The organism is Streptomyces sp. NPDC029674 (genome assembly GCF_044903205.1).
Lineage (GTDB): Bacteria > Actinomycetota > Actinomycetes > Streptomycetales > Streptomycetaceae > Streptomyces.
The window spans coordinates 1-1,734 of sequence record NZ_JBJDPY010000050.1; the positions used below are offsets into that span (position 1 = coordinate 1).

The following is a 1,734-nucleotide window of genomic DNA, read 5'->3' on the forward strand; positions in this document are numbered from 1 at the left end:
CGGATCCGCCGGCTGATCCGTGAGGCCCGGCTGGGCTGCAGTCACGTGCATGACCGGGATGCGGCGGCGGGCGCCGTCGTCGCGGCCCTGGGCGTGCTGGTGCTGGCCCATCGGCTGCCGGAGACCGAGGCACTGGTCCGCATCTACCCGGACGGCGCAGGCGGCGATCGGGTGTCGGTCATCCTGACGCGCGGTGACGCCGTCTCGGCGATCACCCATGCGGTCCCGTTCTCGTGCGTGGAGTCGCTGGCGGCGCTGGCGCCGGCCGTGCGTCGCCTGGCCCGAGCGGAGGCGGCGGCATGAGGGTCACCTTGGACACGATGCAGTTCCGGCAGGCTCTGGCGGGGGCGCTGCCGCACACGGGTGGCCCGAAGTCGGGTGTGCTGGAGCACCTGCGGGTGCAGGTCTCGGACCGCTGGGTGTGGGTCATGGCCTCGTGCGGGTCCACGTCTGTGATGGCGCGGTCGTCTGTGCTGGAGGTGGAGGATCTGACCGGGGATCCGGCCACGGACGCGTTCCACCTGTCCCCTGCGGCGGCGAAGGCCGTCCTGGCGGTGTTCACGCTGGCGGACGAGCTGGATCAGACCATGTTGATGATCACCCGGGAGGTCACGGACGCCGGCCACCAGCTGACGTTCCAGGACGTCGGTGGCCTGATTGCCGGCAGCGAGCTCGTCCTGCAGGGCGGTGACCCGGATCCGGAGTTCCCGAACGTCCCTGCCTCGGTGATGCCGGCCTCGTTCGTCGGTGAGGAGCTGCCGTTGCACACGCTGGTGCACGAGAAGGGACTGGCCCGCTTCGTGCGGACGGCGAAGGCGTACGGCGGGGAGCTGACGATCACCGGCAACCGCCGTACCGGGTCCTCGTACCTGGTGGCGGCCGGACCGCACTGCCGCGGCCTGCTCACCATCGCCCGCCTGGACCCCGAGGACGGGGACACCCCCGACTTCGGTGGTCTCGAGTTGGACTGGCGTGAGCAGACCGAGGACCTCGCCCACGCCCTGAACCGCATCCAGCGCGAGCACCTGGCCCGCAAGGACGAGACCGAGGCCAAGGAGGCCCTGGCCGTCGCGGTCCGCAAGGGCTTCAAGGACGACGCACTCGACGGTCTCACCGTCTCCACCGGCGGCTCATCCTTCACCATCACCCGCGACGACGTCGCCCGGCTGGACGAGGTGGACTCGTGATCACCGCGTCGAAGCACGACAGCGACACGCCCGTGCGGACTCCCGTCTGTTCGCGGTCCCCGCGGCTCGGCACCCAGGAGTACGCGCTGTACGCCCTGGTGAACCGCCGTGTCTCGATCCGCCCGAGGGTGATGCGCTCCGGCCTGCTGGCGGGCGCCGTGTTCTGGGAGATCGAGTACCTCGGGGGTGGCGGCGGTGCCATGTGGGCCCGCTTCGCGCCGACCCTCGCGGACGCCATGGACGTCGTCTACGCCACCCGCCGCGCCGACCGCCCCGCCGCGCTCACCGTCTGGCCCGCCCCCACCCCGCCCGCCGAGGAGGTCGAGATGTCGGGCGTGCCGTGCGTCCTCACGGATGTCCAGTTCCGGGAGGTGCTTGCCGCTGGTGTGGCCCTGTGGACTGGTCTTGAAGCGGTCGTCGCTGGTTTCAACGGGCGCGCCGTCGTCGTGCCCGCCTCGGACGTCGCCGCCTTCACCCTCCCGGACGGCACCCGCGCCCGCCGTGACGGGGAGCACGCCGACGGGCGGCCCCGGTTCATCAAGGTGCG

3 protein-coding genes are annotated in these 1,734 nt (G+C 71.9%); all 3 read left to right on the top strand.

Going from position 1 to position 1,734, the window contains the following annotated elements; translation table 11 throughout:
- The coding region (locus tag ACI2L3_RS40230; RefSeq protein WP_404757438.1) for a hypothetical protein at positions 1-303 on the top strand (303 nt) is incomplete at its 5' end.
- Positions 300-1,187, top strand: a complete 888-nt coding sequence (locus ACI2L3_RS40235; RefSeq protein ID WP_350749549.1) for a hypothetical protein — start codon at positions 300-302, stop codon at positions 1,185-1,187. The genes ACI2L3_RS40230 and ACI2L3_RS40235, both read left to right, overlap by 4 nt.
- Positions 1,184-1,734: hypothetical protein (locus ACI2L3_RS40240; protein ID WP_404757439.1), on the top strand; the 551-nt coding region annotated here is incomplete at its 3' end. The genes ACI2L3_RS40235 and ACI2L3_RS40240, both read left to right, overlap by 4 nt.